Source organism: Streptomyces sp. NK15101, assembly GCF_020400725.1.
Classification (GTDB): Bacteria; Actinomycetota; Actinomycetes; order Streptomycetales; family Streptomycetaceae; genus Streptomyces.
The window spans coordinates 51,941-68,365 of record NZ_JAINVG010000028.1; the positions used below are offsets into that span (position 1 = coordinate 51,941).

The 16,425-nt window shown below is 70.9% G+C and carries 15 protein-coding genes; 7 read left to right on the forward strand and 8 right to left on the reverse strand.

Annotation, left to right across the window (positions count from 1 at the left end; genetic code table 11):
* Positions 1 to 3 precede the first annotated feature (3 nt).
* The 4 genes from K7G60_RS17305 to K7G60_RS17320 all read left to right on the forward strand — a co-directional run bounded on the left by K7G60_RS17305 (position 4) and on the right by K7G60_RS17320 (position 1,743).
* Positions 4 to 183, forward strand: coding sequence for a hypothetical protein (locus K7G60_RS17305; RefSeq protein ID WP_225801808.1), 180 nt, complete (start codon positions 4 to 6; stop codon positions 181 to 183).
* Positions 184 to 300: 117 nt separating this feature from the next.
* Positions 301 to 720, forward strand: a complete 420-nt coding sequence (locus K7G60_RS17310) for a BlaI/MecI/CopY family transcriptional regulator (protein ID WP_225801809.1) — start codon at positions 301 to 303, stop codon at positions 718 to 720.
* 15 nt (positions 721 to 735) lie between these two features.
* Positions 736 to 1,254 carry an amino-acid N-acetyltransferase gene (locus K7G60_RS17315; protein WP_123452951.1) on the forward strand — a complete coding sequence of 173 codons (519 nt, stop codon included), beginning with the start codon at positions 736 to 738 and terminating at the stop codon, positions 1,252 to 1,254.
* Positions 1,255 to 1,407: 153 nt separating this feature from the next.
* A complete protein-coding gene (locus K7G60_RS17320) occupies positions 1,408 to 1,743 on the forward strand; it encodes an Lsr2 family protein (protein ID WP_030324199.1) in 336 nt (111 codons plus the stop codon).
* On the opposite strand, the gene K7G60_RS17325 is transcribed toward K7G60_RS17320, so the two are convergent.
* A complete protein-coding gene (locus K7G60_RS17325; protein ID WP_225801810.1) occupies positions 1,722 to 2,309 on the reverse strand; it encodes an SCO3374 family protein in 588 nt (195 codons plus the stop codon). The genes K7G60_RS17320 and K7G60_RS17325 overlap by 22 nt on opposite strands.
* Before the next feature lie 461 nt (positions 2,310 to 2,770).
* Here K7G60_RS17325 and K7G60_RS17330 point away from each other — a divergent pair, with 461 nt between their 5' ends.
* On the forward strand, positions 2,771 to 5,293 hold the full coding sequence (locus K7G60_RS17330) for an ATP-dependent Clp protease ATP-binding subunit (protein ID WP_225801811.1): 2,523 nt from the start codon (positions 2,771 to 2,773) through the stop codon (positions 5,291 to 5,293).
* A gap of 79 nt (positions 5,294 to 5,372) precedes the next feature.
* Here the strand turns inward: K7G60_RS17330 and K7G60_RS17335 are convergent, their stop codons facing one another.
* On the reverse strand, positions 5,373 to 8,303 hold the full coding sequence (locus tag K7G60_RS17335; protein WP_263985990.1) for an NACHT domain-containing NTPase: 2,931 nt from the start codon (positions 8,301 to 8,303) through the stop codon (positions 5,373 to 5,375).
* Positions 8,304 to 8,854: 551 nt separating this feature from the next.
* Here K7G60_RS17335 and K7G60_RS17345 point away from each other — a divergent pair.
* Positions 8,855 to 9,538, forward strand: coding sequence for a M23 family metallopeptidase (locus K7G60_RS17345; RefSeq protein ID WP_225801812.1), 684 nt, complete (start codon positions 8,855 to 8,857; stop codon positions 9,536 to 9,538).
* A gap of 8 nt (positions 9,539 to 9,546) precedes the next feature.
* Here the strand turns inward: K7G60_RS17345 and K7G60_RS17350 are convergent, their stop codons facing one another.
* Positions 9,547 to 10,101 carry a TetR/AcrR family transcriptional regulator gene (locus K7G60_RS17350; protein ID WP_225801813.1) on the reverse strand — a complete coding sequence of 185 codons (555 nt, stop codon included), beginning with the start codon at positions 10,099 to 10,101 and terminating at the stop codon, positions 9,547 to 9,549.
* Positions 10,102 to 10,202: 101 nt separating this feature from the next.
* On the opposite strand from K7G60_RS17350, the gene K7G60_RS17355 reads away from it, so the two are divergent.
* Positions 10,203 to 11,786 carry an MDR family MFS transporter gene (locus tag K7G60_RS17355; RefSeq protein WP_225801814.1) on the forward strand — a complete coding sequence of 528 codons (1,584 nt, stop codon included), beginning with the start codon at positions 10,203 to 10,205 and terminating at the stop codon, positions 11,784 to 11,786.
* Positions 11,787 to 11,842: 56 nt separating this feature from the next.
* Here K7G60_RS17355 and cseC read toward each other — a convergent pair whose 3' ends face one another.
* From cseC to K7G60_RS17380, 5 genes are all read right to left on the reverse strand, one after another.
* The gene (cseC, locus tag K7G60_RS17360) at positions 11,843 to 13,159 is read right to left on the reverse strand and encodes a two-component system sensor histidine kinase CseC (RefSeq protein ID WP_225801815.1); all 1,317 of its coding nucleotides are present in this window, start codon (positions 13,157 to 13,159) and stop codon (positions 11,843 to 11,845) included.
* Between the two features lie 18 nt (positions 13,160 to 13,177).
* The gene (gene cseB / locus K7G60_RS17365) at positions 13,178 to 13,879 is read right to left on the reverse strand and encodes a two-component system response regulator CseB (RefSeq protein WP_225801816.1); all 702 of its coding nucleotides are present in this window, start codon (positions 13,877 to 13,879) and stop codon (positions 13,178 to 13,180) included.
* A 43-nt stretch (positions 13,880 to 13,922) separates the two neighbouring features.
* Positions 13,923 to 14,723: a hypothetical protein gene (locus tag K7G60_RS17370; protein WP_225801817.1), complete on the reverse strand. Its 801-nt coding sequence runs from the start codon at positions 14,721 to 14,723 to the stop codon at positions 13,923 to 13,925.
* Positions 14,711 to 15,283, reverse strand: coding sequence for a SigE family RNA polymerase sigma factor (locus K7G60_RS17375; RefSeq protein ID WP_225801818.1), 573 nt, complete (start codon positions 15,281 to 15,283; stop codon positions 14,711 to 14,713). Before K7G60_RS17375 ends, K7G60_RS17370 begins: the two co-directional genes overlap by 13 nt.
* Positions 15,284 to 15,478: 195 nt before the next feature.
* Positions 15,479 to 16,405 (reverse strand): A/G-specific adenine glycosylase, encoded by a 927-nt coding sequence (locus K7G60_RS17380; protein ID WP_225801819.1) that lies wholly within the window; start codon positions 16,403 to 16,405, stop codon positions 15,479 to 15,481.
* Between the last annotated feature and the right edge of the window lie 20 nt (positions 16,406 to 16,425).

Below are 16,425 nucleotides of genomic sequence, written 5' to 3' on the forward strand. Positions count from 1 at the left end.
GCCATGGAATACGTATCCGCGCTCCTGCCCCCCGTCGTGATGGCCGCGTTCTTCATCGGTCTCGTCGTCACGATCGTCAAGAGCCAGGGCGGCCCGAACAAGGCCAAGGAGGACGCGGTCGTGGACGCCGCCCTCGCCCGCGCCGAGGCCGCCCGTCAGGCGGACGGCTCCACCGCCTCCTGAGGCCAGAGTGCCCCCGTGGCACCGAGGGCGTGCGACCTTTCGAGGTCGTGCGTCCTTTTTGTTGGTTTCTCGTCGCCAATGGCCCCATATTGACGTTTTTCGCACTATGGTGACGCTGTGCCCCGTCCATTGGGAGATCTCGAAGACGCCGTCATGACGCGCGTCTGGCAATGGAACCGCCCCGTGACCGTCCGGGAAGTTCTGGAGGACCTCCAGCAGGAACGGTCCATCGCCTACACCACCGTCATGACCGTCATGGACAATCTCCATCAGAAGGGCTGGGTCCGCAGGGAAGTCGAAGGCCGCGCCTATCGATATACGGCGGTCTCCACCCGCGCCGCCTACTCGGCGGCCCTGATGAACGAGGCCTGGGCGCGGAGCGACAACCCCGCCGCCGCGCTCGTCGCCTTCTTCGGGATGATGTCGCCGGAACAGCGGGAGTCGCTGAACGACGCCATCCGGATCGTCCAGCGCGACAGCCCGCTTCCCGCCGCCCCGCGGGAGCCCGAGGGTGGCGAGGGGACCGCCCGCCCGTAGCGATAGCGTCCCCCCATGTCGACCTCCGCCAAAGCCGTCACCGTCCGCAGGGCCCGCACCAGCGACGTCCCCGCGGTCCGCCGTCTCGTCGATCCTTTCGTGCAGCGCGGCATCCTGCTCGACAAGGCGACCGTGACCCTTTACGAGTCCATCCAGGAGTTCTGGGTCGCGGAACGCGACGAGGACGCCACCGTCGTCGGCTGCGGCGCACTCCACGTCATGTGGGAAGACCTCGCCGAAGTCCGCACTCTCGCCGTCGATCCCGAGTTCAAGGGCGCCGGCGTCGGACATCAGGTGCTGGACAAGTTGTTGCACACCGCCCGATGGCTCGGCGTGCGGCGGGTATTCTGCCTGACCTTCGAAGTCGACTTCTTCGCGAAGCACGGCTTCGTCGAGATCGGCGAGACCCCGGTCGACGGAGATGTCTACAGCGAGCTCCTGCGTTCCTATGACGAGGGAGTCGCCGAGTTCCTCGGTCTCGAACGAGTGAAGCCGAACACCTTGGGCAACAGCCGGATGCTTCTGCACCTGTGACGCGGAAGCCCGGGATCCTCTCGCGGAGCCCTATGTCCGAATCGCGCACGTTTCCCGCGCTGTCGGGGTTCTGAACCTCTCCCAGGGGTTTGTGTTTTTCCGGGAAAAGCGGTTTCCTTTCCGCGTACTGCATTTTCGATGAAAGGAAATCCGGTGGCACAGAAGGTTCAGGTCCTTCTTGTCGACGACCTCGACGGCGTCGAGGCGGACGAGACCGTGACGTTCGCGCTGGACGGCAAGACCTACGAGATCGACCTCACCACCGCCAACGCGGAAAAGCTCCGTGGCCTGCTCGAGCCGTACACCACGAGTGGCCGTCGCACCGGTGGCCGCACCACCGGCGGACGAGGCAAGGGCCGCGCCGTGGCCACGGGCAGCCAGGACACCGCGAAGATCCGCGCGTGGGCCAAGGAGAACGGCATGAACGTCAACGACCGCGGTCGCGTTCCCGCCGACATCAAGGCTGCCTACGAGGACGCGAACCGCTGAGGCGGCAGCTGCTGAGCCGTCCCACGGGCACGGGCACTCAGCAGCCGCACCCGGTGGCACTCCGCAGCGGCGGCGGCCACGAGACGCACCAGACAGGGGGCATCCGCAACGCCCCACGGCGCGGACCGCAGCACCGGAAGCGAGGCCTCGACCTCGCGGCCCGGCGCGGGCGCCCGCAGCCACACCGCGGCGCCCGGCGCGCCGGATCCGCTCCACCCCGGGGGAAGGGGTGCGGTCATCCGGCCGTCGGCACCGAGGATCGCGAGATCCAGCGAGATCCCGCCCCACTCCAGCCAGTCGAGCAGCCCCGGCAGCTCCTCCGCGCTCCCCGCGGCCACGAGCAGCCCCATCCGGCGCCCCACCAGGGCCACAGGACCCGTCGCCGCGCCCATCCGGCGCAGCACGCCCCGGCCGGCCTCGACGGGCACCTCCAGGACGTCGAAGCGCAGCCCCGTGACCAGCCGCACCGGCGGTCCCGCCTCCGTCGCCCAGCCGAGCTCGTCCTCGTACCACCGCGCCACACCGCCGTCGATCGGCGAGCGGGGCAGCGGGACGGTGAGGGCCATGTCCGGGGAACTCCCGGGAGGGCGTGTTGGTTACGCCCGCGGTGACGCAGCGTCCCGCCGGGGTCGCGCAAGGTGTCCGGGATGGGGCCTAAGGGTGCATTCGAGCGCGCAAGGGTGTTCGCTGGTAGCGGAGGGAACCGGGGTGCGCCGCATGGAGTGTCAGTCCTTACGGGTAAGACATTCCTAGTGGGGAGGGGCGACTCGCGGGCTTGGGCGTCTCACGTTCGCCATCGGCGTACTGATGGCGCGGGTAACTACTTGGCCTGCGGGAACATCGTCTCGCACCATCGGGTTGGAGCATTTGTCGGCTGTTCGGCAGCAGGTCTCCCCGCTGAAGAGGGGGTGATCCGGACGGATGTCGGCAGTTGGAATGAGCGGTCCCCGCTTGCGGGACTAAGCTGCGGAAGGACAGGGAGGGGATCGACCCCTAACTGACTGACCGCTCTGAGGAGCGATTAACGATGTTCGAGAGGTTCACCGACCGCGCGCGGCGGGTTGTCGTCCTGGCTCAGGAAGAAGCCCGGATGCTCAACCACAACTACATCGGCACCGAGCACATCCTTCTGGGCCTTATCCACGAGGGTGAGGGTGTCGCCGCTAAGGCCCTGGAGAGCCTCGGGATTTCGCTCGAGGCGGTCCGGCAGCAGGTGGAGGAGATCATCGGCCAGGGCCAGCAGGCCCCGTCCGGGCACATCCCCTTCACCCCTCGTGCCAAGAAGGTCCTGGAGCTGTCGCTCCGGGAGGCCCTCCAGCTCGGCCACAACTACATCGGCACCGAGCACATCCTGCTCGGCCTGATCCGCGAGGGCGAGGGCGTCGCCGCCCAGGTCCTCGTGAAGCTGGGCGCCGACCTCAACCGGGTGCGGCAGCAGGTCATCCAGCTGCTCTCCGGCTACCAGGGCAAGGAAGCCGCCACGGCCGGCGGTCCTGCCGAGGGCACCCCCTCGACGTCCCTGGTCCTCGACCAGTTCGGCCGGAACCTCACCCAGGCGGCCCGCGAATCCAAGCTCGACCCGGTCATCGGGCGCGAGAAGGAGATCGAGCGGGTCATGCAGGTGCTGTCCCGCCGCACCAAGAACAACCCGGTCCTCATCGGCGAGCCCGGCGTCGGCAAGACCGCCGTCGTCGAGGGCCTGGCGCAGGCCATCGTCAAGGGCGAGGTGCCCGAGACCCTCAAGGACAAGCACCTCTACACCCTGGACCTCGGCGCGCTGGTCGCCGGCTCCCGCTACCGCGGTGACTTCGAGGAGCGCCTGAAGAAGGTCCTCAAGGAGATCCGCACCCGCGGCGACATCATCCTGTTCATCGACGAGCTCCACACCCTCGTGGGTGCGGGCGCCGCCGAGGGCGCGATCGACGCCGCCAGCATCCTCAAGCCGATGCTGGCCCGCGGTGAGCTCCAGACCATCGGTGCCACCACGCTCGACGAGTACCGGAAGTACCTGGAGAAGGACGCGGCCCTCGAGCGCCGCTTCCAGCCCATCCAGGTCGCCGAGCCGTCGCTGCCGCACACCATCGAGATCCTCAAGGGGCTGCGCGACCGGTACGAGGCCCACCACCGGGTCTCCATCACCGACGAGGCCCTCGTCCAGGCCGCGACCCTGGCCGACCGGTACATCTCGGACCGCTTCCTCCCGGACAAGGCGATCGACCTGATCGACGAGGCCGGCTCCCGGATGCGCATCCGCCGGATGACCGCGCCGCCGGACCTCCGCGAGTTCGACGAGAAGATCGCCGGCGTCCGCCGCGACAAGGAGTCCGCGATCGACTCGCAGGACTTCGAGAAGGCCGCGTCCCTGCGCGACAAGGAGAAGCAGCTCCTCGCCGCGAAGGCCAAGCGGGAGAAGGAGTGGAAGGCCGGCGACATGGACGTCGTCGCCGAGGTCGACGGCGAGCTGATCGCCGAGGTCCTCGCGACCGCCACCGGCATCCCGGTCTTCAAGCTGACCGAGGAGGAGTCCTCGCGTCTGCTCCGCATGGAGGACGAGCTCCACAAGCGCGTCATCGGCCAGAAGGACGCCGTCATCGGCCTCTCGCGGGCCATCCGCCGCACCCGTGCGGGTCTGAAGGACCCGAAGCGCCCCGGTGGCTCGTTCATCTTCGCCGGCCCGTCCGGCGTCGGTAAGACCGAGCTCTCGAAGGCGCTCGCCGAATTCCTCTTCGGCGACGAGGACGCGATGATCTCCCTCGACATGTCGGAGTTCAGCGAGAAGCACACGGTTTCCCGTCTCTTCGGTTCGCCGCCCGGATACGTCGGCTACGAAGAGGGCGGCCAGCTCACCGAGAAGGTGCGCCGCAAGCCGTTCTCCGTCGTCCTCTTCGACGAGGTCGAGAAGGCCCACCCCGATATCTTCAATTCCCTTCTCCAGATCCTGGAGGACGGTCGCCTGACCGACTCCCAGGGCCGGGTCGTGGACTTCAAGAACACGGTCATCATCATGACCACCAACCTCGGGACCAGGGACATCTCGAAGGGCTTCAACCTGGGCTTCGCCGCCCAGGGCGACACGAAGTCCAACTACGAGCGGATGAAGGCGAAGGTCAGCGACGAGCTGAAGCAGCACTTCCGCCCGGAGTTCCTCAACCGTGTGGACGACATCATCGTCTTCCCGCAGCTGACGCAGGAGGACATCCTCCAGATCGTCGACCTGATGATCAGCCGCGTCGACGAGCGCCTCAAGGACCGGGACATGGGCATCGAGCTCTCCCAGTCCGCGAAGGAGCTGCTCGCCAAGAAGGGTTACGACCCGGTGATGGGCGCCCGGCCGCTGCGCCGGACGATCCAGCGCGAGATCGAGGACACGCTCTCGGAGAAGATCCTCTTCGGCGAGCTGCGCCCCGGTCACATCGTGGTCGTGGACACGGAGGGCGAGGGCGAGGAGCGCAAGTTCACCTTCCGCGGCGAGGAGAAGACGTCCCTGCCGGACGCCCCGCCGATCGAGGCGGCGGGCGGCCCGGGCCCGAACCTCTCGAAGGACGCGTGACGCACGCGCTGAGCGTGTGGCGCTGTGAAGGGGCGGCCCCGGAACCTGATGGTTCCGGGGCCGCCCCTTTCGCGTGCCGTCAGGGCGCGAAGGCCCGGTGGACCTGCTCCCCGTCGCTCCCCGTCCGAACGAGATCGAGCTCGTCCAGCGAGGGGAAGATCTCGTCGATCCGGCTGAGCTCCGGTTCCTCCTCGTGAGTCAGACGGACGGTCCGCACCGATTCCAGAGCCGTCCCCTCCGGACAGCCGACGAGATCCCCCTCGTCGATCCAGAGGGTGCTCACCGTGGAAAGGGAGGCGAGTCCCCGCCATGCGACGGCGGTCGCGTACGGCGCCTTCCACAGGTTCAGCGAGGTCAGGTTCCGGAGCCGTCCGAGCGTCTCCAGCCCGTCCTCGGGCCAGCTGTCCGGCAGCTGGAGGCGGTCGAGCGGTGCCCCGGCGGGCAGGTCCGCCGCCGACCACGTGGCGCCCGCCCTCAGTCCCAGGACGAGGGACTCCAGCCGGGTCAGTCCGGACAGCGCGGAGAGGCGGGGCCGGCCGCCCGCCCGCCGCAGCCGGAGGGCCACGGGGTCGCAGGCGGCGAGGAGCCGGGCAAGGGCCTCGTCCGACACCGGCTCGTCGACCTCCAGCAGGTCGGGGCGCAGGCCGAGCCGGAGGAGCTCGTCCACGTGCTCGTCGGCGTGGACGAAGTACCGGAGCCCACGGGGATCGAGTCGCGCGATGATCTCCTCGGCGTACGGGCCGGGCTCGAAGCGGGTCCAGGCGTGCATCAGCTGGGCCCGGATCCGTAGGGCGGGATGGTCGGCGAAGCGGGCCAGGTAAGGCAGGGCGGCGTCCACCGTGATGTGGGTGGCGGTGATCACCGAGTGGTACGCGTCCGTCGCTCCGAGCTCCTCCGGGCCGCCCAGCAGCCGGAGCACCGGTGAGCCGCCCAGCGCGAGCTGACGGGCCTCGTCGTACGAGTGGGGCGGGATCAGCTCGGCCGTGCGGGCCATGATCTCGTCCCGCACGTCGGGGGACACCTCCGTGGCGCTTTCGAGCGCGGTCGCGGCGACCATCAGGACGCGCAACTGGTCCCGGCGGTCCTCGGCGGCGTCCGCCGCTGCCAGCAGCTCGCGGAGGATCTCCGCGCACTCCCGCGGCCGCGCGTGCCCCACCGCCATGCGGATGACGTCCTCCCACTGGTCGTCGGCGGCGTGCCGGACCAGGACGCCGATGTCCCAGCGGTCCACCAGGGCCTTGGCGGCCAGGTGGTCCTGGAAGGTGCGGTGGACGAAGTCGACGGTGTCCTCCGTCGGCTCGCGCAGCAGGCCGCTGCGGTGGAGGAGGTGGGTGAAGACCTTCTCCGGGGGATACTGCGCCGCCTCCTGGACCGCCGGGACCGCCTCCCGTACGAGCGACTCCGCGTGGGCCCGGTCGAGCTGGGTGCGGCCGTTCAGCGTCAGCCAGTACGCGAGGCGCTGGATCAGCTGGATCTGGGGCGCCTCGTCGAGGGCGATGCCCGACGGGGCTCCCATGTCCCGCTCCCGGTCGCGGCGCGCCAGGAGCATCGAGAGGGCGGCCTCGTAGAGCGCCTTGCGGCCGCGGGGCAGGAAGCCGCGCCGGTCGCGGTGGAGGGCGCAGACGAGGCCGCACATGAGGGGGTTGGTGGCGAGCTGGGAGACGTGCTCGGTGGTGCGGAGGGCGTCGAGGAGCGGCTGCTCGTACGGTTCGGCCTCCGGCCCGGCGGCCCGGTGCCAGCGCCGTACGAAGGTGGTGACCTCGGCGCGGGTCATGGGCGCGAGGGTCAACTCGGTGAAGCCGTCGGAGGCCAGCCAGTCGTCGCGTACGGCCGTGGGGCGCGAGGTGACGAGCCAGCGGTTGCCGTCGTAGGCGTCCAGGAGGTTCCGGAGCCACTCGCGGGCCCGGCCCCGCTCGGCCTCGGGGATCTCGTCGATGCCGTCGACGAGGACGACGCCGCGGCCGGCGGCGAGGACCCGGTCGGCCCAGCCGTCGGGCGGGGTGAGCGGGCAGCCGGCGGCGGGGAGGAAGCGGTCGGGCGCGGGGAGCCGCTCGCCGTGGCGGGTGAGGGTGCGCAGAGGGAGGACGAAGGGGATGCGGCCCCGGAGGTACGCCATGCCGTCCGCGCGGCCCTCGGTCGCGGCCGAGACCGTCAGCCACTGGACGAGGGTGGTCTTGCCGGAGCCGGCGAGGCCGCGCAGGAGGACCCTGTCGTGCCGGGCGAGGGCGAGATCGGCGCGGACGGCCTGCTCTCGCTGGTGGGGGGCGTAGGGGCCCGCCTCGTCCGGCGCGTGTGCTTCGCCCGTCGCCTCCAGGGACAGGTAGGCGAGGTCCAGTGGCCACCGGTCCGGCGAGTGGTGCAGGTCGATGCCGTGGATCGTGAGGCGGCCGTGCTTCTTGGCGAGGTGCTCCAGGTACCGGCGCTCGAAGTCCGCGTCCCGCGAGTCCGTCCGCGGCGTCCGGCGGATGACCTCGTCGACCTTCGCTATGAGCTCGGTCTGGGCCCGGGTCTGTTCGACCAGGCTGCGGGCGACGAAGGTGGAGCGCTGGGTGAAGAACTCCAGGAGGTGCAGGCAGGCCCATTCGGTCAGGGACTCCAGGTAGAGGGCGGAGTCCGTGGAGAGGCCGTCCGGGGGCGGGGCCGCCGCCCGTAGACGCCGGGCGAGGGCCTGGTGGCCGAGGCGGACGGCCTGGACGTCGTCCATGTCGAGGTCGCCGAGGGAGAGCAGGGTCCTGGCGAGGGTGTCGGTGACGGCTTCGGTCTCGTCGGCGGGGAAGGGGCTCTCCCCGCCCCCTTCCCGGGACCTCTCGACCAGGGTCGACGCCAGTTTCCGGACGTCCTTCTCGGTCAGCGTGCGCTTCTCGCCTCGGAAGGAGACGAGCGAGGAGAGCCGGATCGTGCCCGACGAACCGGTGAGGCCGGCCCCCGGGCCGTCGCTGACCACCAGTTTCTTCAGCAGTGGGCCGATCGCGGCCGAGGCGAGGCGGGTGCCGATGAGCGCCGGTTCCATGTGTGGTCCCCCGTGGATGCCCTGGATTGCCGAAGCGATCAGCGTAGTGGGGGGACGGTCTCCGGAGCGGCTCGGGCGCGTGACCCAGGCCCCATCCGGGCGGCTCGGGCGCGTGACCCAGGTCCCATCCGGGGCGTCTCGTCGCGTGACCCAGGTCCCATTCGGAGAGGGGCGCTGGTGACAAGGCGCACAGGCGTTTCGAGGGGTACTAACCGGAATAGTGGCGACCTTTGGTGTCGATTCGGGACGTTCAGGTGCGAACCGCCGGGACTTTGGTCCCGAGGGGCCTCCAACCGGGCGTCAGGCGGCCTTTCGGGCGGTTCCGGGCGCCCGCGACGTGCGCTTAAACCGATTCGCTTATGCCGGTATGTCCGATTTCGCGACCCCCCTCGGAGGTCGTCAAGGGGTGAACTTCCCGGGAGATCGCTACGACGTCATGTCGTAGATGGGGTGTTTTGGCCTGGCCTGGGGTCCGGGTTACCAAGGATGAGCAAGCCCGGCGCAGCGACCGCCCGCGCCGGGTCCCGTACTTCCCGGAGGTTTCCCCCCGTATGTCGAAGCGCGTCATGAACCCCGCCGCCCGTATCACCGCCGTCGCTCTCGCCGCCGCGGGCCTGGGAGCGACGCTGGTGGCCGGAGCAGGGTCCGCCTTCGCCGCCGAGGGCAGGGCCGCCGCCCCGGCCGCGCTGACCGCGTCCGCCGCCGTCGCCGCCCAGGCCGACGCCCAGGCCCACGTCGCCGCCCAGGTGAAGGCCGCCGTCGCCAAGGCCGCCGCCGTGAAGGCCACTCCCGTGAAGGCCGTCAAGAAGGCGACCCCGGCCTGGGTCAAGCCGGTCACCTCGTACACCCTCAGCGCCAGCTTCAACCAGGGCGGCGCCATGTGGGCCCACAAGCACTCCGGCCAGGACTTCGCCGTCCCGGTCGGCACCCCGGTCAAGGCCGCCGGCTTCGGCACCGTCGTGAAGGCGGGCCCGAACGGTGGCGGCGACGGCCCCGCGTACGGCAACGCGATCGTCGTCAAGCACGCCAACGGCACGTACTCGCAGTACGCCCACCTGTCGAAGATCAAGGTCCACATCGGCCAGAAGGTCGCCGCCGGCCAGCAGATCGCCCTCTCGGGCAACACCGGCAACTCCTCCGGCCCGCACCTGCACTTCGAGATCCGCACGACCCCGAACTACGGCTCCGCCGTCAACCCGATGGCGTTCCTCCGGGCCCACGGCGTCGGCGTCTGACGCACCCGTCAGGCCTGCTGGGCCTGCTCGATCAGATCGAGGGCGACCTCGAGGACGGCTTCCTGCTTCTCCTCGGGGTCGCCCTCGATGTTGTCCATGAAGAAGGTCCCGGCGTGCAGCGCGAAGATCGCGCTCACGGCGCGGACCTTGTTCTTCGTCGAGGCCTCGGGTTCCTGGAGGAACCGGTTGAGCGCGATGAGGCGCTCCTTGAAGGTGAGTCCGATGCTCAGGTCGCGCACGGTCGCCTGGTTCTCGTGCATGAAGCGGAACAGCGGGGTCGCCGCACGCAGGGCCTTCTGGTAGCGGCGCAGGATCTCCTGCTTGGTCTCCAGGGTGCGCGGCTGCCCGGCCGCCCAGGCGACGAGCTCGTCGATCGGGCGCGTCAGGTCCTGGAAGATCCCGATGATGATGTCTTCCTTGGTCTTGAAGTGGTAGTAGAGCGCGGCCTTGGTGACGTCCAGGCGCTCCGCGATCTCGCGCAGCGAGGTCTTCTCGTAGCCCTGCTCGGCGAAGAGTTCGAGAGCCACGTCCTGGATGCGCTGGCGGGTGTTGCCTCGGGCCATGACGGGTCTCCACTTTCCAGAAAACTTACTTGACGCCCGGCTAGTTACCGGCCTAACTTCCTCAGTGTAGTAACTAGCCGGGCGGCAAGTAAGGGATCGACATGGCGACGAAACAGAACGTTCAGGCAGTACAGGGGGAGGCTGCGGACCCGCAGCCGCGCAGCGTACGCGTCGTCCTCCTCGCCCTCATGATCGCGATGCTGCTCGCGATGCTGGACAACATGATCATCGGCACCGCGATGCCGACGATCGTCGGTGAGCTCGGCGGTCTGGAGCACCTCTCCTGGGTCGTCACGGCCTACACCCTCGCCACCGCCGCCTCCACCCCGCTCTGGGGCAAGCTCGGCGACATGTTCGGCCGCAAGGGCGTCTTCCTCACCTCGATCGTGATCTTCCTGATCGGCTCGGCGCTCAGCGGCATGGCCCAGGACATGGGCCAGCTCATCGGCTTCCGCGCCGTCCAGGGCCTCGGTGCCGGCGGCCTCATGGTCGGCGTCATGGCCATCATCGGCGACCTGATCCCGCCCCGCGAGCGGGGCAAGTACCAGGGCATGATGGCCGGGATCATGGCCCTCGCCATGATCGGCGGCCCCCTCGTCGGCGGCACCATCACCGACCACTGGGGCTGGCGCTGGTCCTTCTACATCAACCTGCCGCTCGGCGCCGTCGCCCTCGCCATGCTCAGCACCGTCCTGCACCTGCCGAAGAAGCAGCGCGCCACGGGCACCCGGATCGACTTCCTCGGCGCCGCGCTGCTGACCGCCGGCATCACCGCGATCGTCCTCGTCACCACCTGGGGCGGCACGGAGTACGCCTGGGGCTCGGCCACCATCGTCGGCCTCACGATCGGCGGCGCCGCCGCCCTCGCCGCCTTCCTCTTCGTCGAGACCCGGGCGAGCGACCCGATCATGCCGCTGCACATCTTCCGCAGCCGCAACTTCACCCTGATGTCCCTGATCGGCTTCATCACCGGCTTCGTGATGTTCGGCGCGGTCCTCTACCTGCCGATCTTCCAGCAGGCCGTCCAGGGCGCCTCGGCCACCAACTCCGGCCTGCTGCTCCTGCCGATGCTGCTGTCGATGATGGTCGTCTCGCTGGTCGTCGGCCGCTTCACCACCAGCACCGGCAAGTACAAGGCCTTCCCGATCGTGGGCGGCGCGCTCATGGTGGCCGGCCTCTTCCTGCTCTCCACCATGGACACCGGCACCTCGCGCCTCGTCTCCGGCGTCTGGATGGCCGTCCTCGGCGCCGGCATGGGCTTCCTCATGCAGATCACCATGCTGGTCGCGCAGAACAGCGTGGAGATGAAGGACATGGGCGTCGCCTCCTCCTCCACCACCCTCTTCCGGACGCTCGGCTCCTCCTTCGGCGTCGCGATCATGGGCGCGCTCTTCACCAGCCGCGTCCAGGACGAGATGGCCTCCCGCGGCGGCGCCGGACTCACCGAGCGGACCGCCCAGCTCGACGCGGCGAGCCTCGCCAAGCTGCCGGCCGCGCTCCGCGAGGCCTACCAGCACGCGGTCGCCTCCGGCACGCACGGCGCCTTCCTCATCGGCTCGGCCGTCGCCGTCCTCGGCTTCGTCCTCGCCTTCTTCGTCAAGGAGGTGGCGCTGCGCGGCGCCGGACCGGCCGCGGAGCCGAAGGCGGAGTCCGGCGACACCGCGAAGGTCGCCGAGACGGTCTGATCCCCCGCACGAAAGAGGGGCCGGTCCCGTGCGGGACCGGCCCCTCCGTCATGTACTCACTCCGGCAGCCTCAGCATCGGGAAGCTGCCCGTGTTCGTCGGCGCGTGGTCCGGCAGCCACAGCACCGCGATGGCACCGCCCACCCCGCCCGGAGCCCCCTCCGCGGCCACGTTCCGGAAGGTCAGCCGGGCGCCGAGGACACGGGCCTGGCCCGCCGCGATCGTCAGGCCCAGACCGTGGCCCTGGCCCGCGCGGTCGCTCGTCCCCGTACGGAAACGGCTCGGGCCCTCCTTGAGGAGCGACTCGGGGAAGCCCGGACCGTGGTCGCGGACCCGGACCACCCGGCCCTCGACGGTGACCTCGACCGGTGGCTTGCCGTGCTTGGCCGCGTTGGCGAGGAGATTGCCCAGGACCCGCTCCAGACGGCGCGGATCGGTGTTCACCCAGGACTCGTGCACGACCCGGACGACGAGCTCCGGGTCCAGGGCCCGCACCCGCCGCTCCACGAACTCGCCGAGCGCGATCTCCTGGAGCTCGGCCCGCTCCGACGCGCTGTCGAGCCGGGCCACCTCCAGGACGTCCTCGACCAGCGTCCGCATGGCCTGCGCCCGGTCCCGCACCAGCTCGCTCGGCCGCCCCGGCGGCAGCAGCTCGGCCGCCGTGAGGAGCCCGGTGACGGGGGTGCGCAGCTCGTGCGCGATGTCGGCGGTGACCCGGCGCTCGGCCTCGATCCGCTCGTTCAGGGCGTCGGTCAGGGCGTCGACGGCCCAGGCCAGGTCGTCGGTCTCGTCCCGTACGACCCCGCCGACCGCGTCCCGCACCCGGACGTCCGTGTTGCCCTGGGCCACCCGGCCGGCCGCGACGGCGGCCTTCCGCAGCCGCCGGGAGAGCCCGCCGCCGATGAGCACGCCGAGCGCGCAGCCGCCGAAGACCACCGACACCGAGCCGATGACGAGCGCCCGGTCCAGATCGTTCATGATCGTCGCGCTGCGGTCGGCGAAGGGGATGTGCAGCGACAGCACGTCGCCGTTGGCGAGCGGCACGGCCGCCCACACGTCCGGGGGGCCGCCGTGCCGGTGCTCCTGCACGTAGGTCCCGCGCCGCTTGTCCCGCATCAACTGGTCCAGCTGGGTCGGCAGCGCCGGGTCGTTGATCTTCGTGCCGAAGCGGGGCTCCTTCGGCTTCGACGTCTCGTACATCCGCTGGGCGAAGAGCAGCCGCTCCATCTGCACCTCGCGCGCGTTGTCGAGCATCGAGATGCGGGCGGCGTTGTGCACGACGATGCTCAGGGTGACCGCGATGAGGGCGCCGACCGCCGCGATGGCGACGGCGATCTTCCAGCGGACCCCGGTGCGCAGGGGGAGCGGCTTCACAGGCACAAGTACGAGGCCCTAGCTCTTGAGCTTGTAGCCGAAGCCGCGCACGGTCTCGATCCGGTCCTGGCCGATCTTGGCGCGCAGCCGCTGCACGTGGACGTCCACGACCCGGGTGTCCCCGCCCCAGCCGTAGTCCCAGACCCGCTCCAGGAGCTTGTCCCGGGACAGCACGGTGCCCGGCGCCGACGAGAACTCCAGGAGCAGCCGCATCTCGGTCGGGGTCAGCGCCACCGGCACCCCGCCCTTGCGGACCTCCATGCCCTCGGTGTCGACCTCCAGGTCGCCGAAGACGAGGAGCCCGCCGACGTCCGGCGCGTCCCCCCGCTCGCCCGCACCGGCGCCGCCCGCGTGCCCGAAGCGGCGCAGCACGGCCCGGATGCGGGCCATGAGCACCGAGCCGTCGAAGGGCTTGGTGACGTAGTCGTCGGCCCCGGCCTCCAGGCCGAGCACGACGTCGATCGAGTCGGCGCGCGCCGAGAGCATGATGACGGGCACGGTCGACTCGTCGCGGATGCGGCGGCAGAGGCTGACCCCGTCCATCCCCGGCAGCATCACGTCCAGCAGCGCGATGTCGGGCCGCTGCGCCCGGAAGGCGTCCAGGCCGGAGAGCCCGTCGGGCATGGCGGTCACCCGGAAGCCGTCCCGCTCGAGGGCGAGCTGGGTGGCCTCACGGATGACGTCGTCGTCCTCGACGAACAGGACATGGGTTTCGGCCATCGTGCGTGCCCTTCGGGATCTGTGCGTTCTCTCGGTCCACGGCTCAGCCGGCGGGGGACTCGGCCGGAGCGGGCTCCGCGCCGTCGCCGACGGCCCTGCTGTAGTCGTTGTGCACCCAGTCGTGCTGGGTGAACCTGCTCCCCGACCAGCGGTAGGTGATCACGTCCTCGCCCGAGGGGTACGCGACCGGGTCGCCCTTCGCGTACACCTGCTTGGTGACGACGAGGTCGCCGCGGTCGATCGTGGCGTAGACCGCCGCGTCCTCGGCCATGAACACGTTCTCGTACCGGTCGCTCTGCCTGCGGTAGACGTACGTGCCGATGCCGACGGCATCGCCGCAGGTCATCACGTTGACGACGACGTCGGGGGCGGAGGAGTCCGTGAGGTTGCCGTAGGAGGCGTCCACCGGGTACGCGTCCGCGACGCAGGGCTTCAGATCGTTCTTCAGCCGTGCGCCGATCTTCGGGTCGGCCTTCAGGAGCTCGATCGGATCCACCCGCTCGGCCGACTGCGGGCCGGCGGTGCCGGAGGCGGAGGGGGTGGGCGCCGCGGCGGTGATCTCGCCGGTGCGGGCCGCGCCCTCGTCGCGGGAGCCGGTGCCGCCGGTGGAGCAGGCGGCCAGGGACAGCCCGACGGCGACGAGCCCGGCCGTCGCCGTGGCGCTCGCCGCCTTGACGGTACGGCGAGGGCGGCGCCCGGTCGGATACCGGTCGCCGCCGCCGAAGCCGCTGGAGCCGGGGCCGCCGAAGCCGGGGCCGCTCGGTCCGCCGGAGCCCCTGGGGCCGTGCTCGTGGTCGTCGTGGCTTCTGCCGTCGCCGTCGGGTCCGCCGTCTAGGCCGCGCACCGCTCCCGCCCCCCTTCGTCACCTCGTACGGTCGTCCGCTCCCCGGTCCGCCCCAGAGCGCGGGCGTCGAGGTCACGGCTCTCCAGCTCCTGGCGGAGCCGGGCGAGCGCGCGGTGGAGCGTCGACTTCACCGTACCCGTCGACATGCCGAGCGCCGCCGCCGTCTCCTCCGTGCTCATCTGCTCCCAGTGACGCAGGACGACGACGCTGCGCTGCTTCGGCGCCAGCACCTTCAGGACGTCCATGAGGAGGGCGCGGTCGGCGTGCTGCTCGGTCGGGTCGTCGATGCTCGCGTCCGGCAGCTGCTCGGTCGGCACCTCCTCGAGCTTGCGGGAGCGCCACCACTCGGTCCGGGTGTTGATCATGACCCGGCGCAGATAGGCGTCGGCGAGGGACTTGTCGGCGATGCCGTCCCAGCGGCCGTACGTACGGACCAGCGCCGTCTGGAGCAGGTCCTGGGCGTCGACGGGGTCGGCGACGAGCCGGCGGGCACTGCGCAGCAGCGCGTCCTGCCGCGTGCGTACGTACTCCTCGAAGTCGAGCACCTCGCCCTGCCGCATCCCGACCGCCTCCGCTCCCCGTGACCTGCTTGTCCTCGTGTCGTGGACGACGCTACGGAGCGGTTGTCACGAGGCTGTGCGAGGCAGCCGTCGGTCGGCGCACGGCTACCCATCGGTTGTGTAACAGCGGGGGCGGAAAAGGTTTGAGGCCCCGCTCCGGGGAGAGCGGGGCCTCGAACGGGCCGGGACGCGGCCTCAGGACAGCGGGAGCCGGTACAGGCCGCCCTCCAGCGGTTCCACGAGACCGTCCGCGACCAGCCCGTCCAGGGCCCTGCCCCGCTGCACCGGCTCGTCCCAGACCGCGTCCAGGGCCGCCTGCGTCACCGGCTCCGCCGACTCCCGCAGCACCGCGAGGAGCCGGCCGCGCACCTGCCGGTCGGTCCCGGCGTAGGTCTGACCGCGCCGCGGCGGACCGTCGTGCGCCGGCTTCCCCGAGAGCCGCCAGGCGCACCGCCCGGCGATCGGGCAGCGCCCGCAGTCCTCGTTCTTCGCCGTGCACACCAGGGCGCCCAGCTCCATGGAGGCGGCCGCCCAGCGGGAGGCCGTCGCCTCGTCCTCCGGCAGCAGCGCCCGGGCGAGGCGCCGCTCGGCGGCCGTGGTCGCGTTCGGCGGGTACTGGACGCCGGTCGCCGCCCGCGCGAAGACCCGGCGCACGTTGGTGTCCAGGACCGCGTGCCGCTGCCCGTACGCGAAGGAGGCCACCGCCGCCGCCGTGTACTCGCCGATCCCGGGCAGCGCGAGCAGCTGCCCGTGGTCGCGGGGCACGTCGCCGTGGTGCCGCTCCGTTATGGCGACGGCCGCCGCGTGCAGCCGCAGCGCCCGGCGCGGATAGCCGAGCCGGCCCCAGGCGCGGACCGCCTCGCCGGGGGCCTCGGCGGCCAGGTCGGCCGGACGCGGCCAGCGCGCCAGCCACTGCTCGTACACCGGCAGGACCCGGACGACCGGGGTCTGCTGGAGCATGAACTCGCTGACCATGACGCCCCAGGCACCGGCCTCGGGGCGGCGCCAGGGCAGGTCACGGGCGTGCCGGTCGAACCAGGCGAGGACGGGCCCGTGCAGCTCGGCGGGGAGCGCCGGGGCGACGGGGGCCGTGGAAGTGGAGGGAGTGTCGATGGAAGTCATGGCACCTCCGATCCTGGCAC